General features: G+C 40.8%; 1 protein-coding gene. It reads left to right on the forward strand.

Annotated features, from left to right (window positions below; genetic code table 11):
* Nucleotides 1–463 (forward strand): hypothetical protein (locus ACFSR1_RS22810; RefSeq protein ID WP_378295334.1); only part of this gene is annotated, 463 nt, incomplete at both ends.

Here is a 463-nt window from a genome sequence, read left to right on the forward strand (position 1 = left end):
ATTTCTGTCGCTAATAATGACCCTGCTTGGTCAGACAGTAGTGGATGGAAAGATATTAGCAATTACCCAACAATCCAAGCTATAGGTGTAGGAAACGACCTTTATCTTCTTGCTAGAGCAGATGCTGGAATGATTACTTTAAGACATGATCGTAATACCGACAAATGGGTTTCCGTTGCCACAAATAACCCTGCTTGGTCAGACAGTAGTGGATGGAAAGATATTAGCAATTACTCAACAATCCAAGCTGTAGGTGTAGGAAACGACCTTTATCTTCTTGCTAGAGCAGATGCTGGAATGATTACTTTAAGATATGAGCGTAATACCGACAAATGGATTTCTGTCGCTAATAATGACCCTGCTTGGTCAGACAGTAGTGGATGGAAAGATATTAGCAATTACTCAACAATCCAAGCTGTAGGTGTAGGAAACGACCTTTATCTTCTTGCTAGAGCAGATGCTG

This window comes from Aquimarina rubra (assembly GCF_042684305.1).
Classification (GTDB): Bacteria; Bacteroidota; Bacteroidia; order Flavobacteriales; family Flavobacteriaceae; genus Aquimarina; species Aquimarina rubra.